Below are 295 nucleotides of genomic sequence, written 5' to 3' on the forward strand. Positions count from 1 at the left end.
CAGCGCGGTGATCAGCCGGTCGACCAGGGCGGGGATGCCGTGGGTCTGGGCCAGCACGAAGTCGGCGAGCCCGGTGCGGGACGGGCCCAGCAGTGTGGCGATCCGGGCCTTCTCGAGGGGGCGCAGCACGATCTGCCCGCGCAGGCGCGCCAGCACCGCGTTCAGCGCGGACGGTCGCGGCCACGGGCGGGCGGCGATGACCAGGCTGCGCCGCTCGTCCTCCGCGGCCCGGATGATCGCGTCCAGATCGGCCGCACCCAGGTCGTGGGCGTCGTCGACCAGCAGCAGCGCCGCC

Annotated in this window: 1 pseudogene; it reads right to left on the bottom strand. The window is 75.9% G+C overall.

Annotation, left to right across the window (positions count from 1 at the left end):
- Positions 1–295, bottom strand: a pseudogene (locus SACPADRAFT_RS33290) (LuxR family transcriptional regulator); the annotation flags it as partial.

This window comes from Saccharomonospora iraqiensis subsp. paurometabolica YIM 90007 (assembly GCF_000231035.2).
GTDB classification, from domain to species: domain Bacteria; phylum Actinomycetota; class Actinomycetes; order Mycobacteriales; family Pseudonocardiaceae; genus Saccharomonospora; species Saccharomonospora paurometabolica.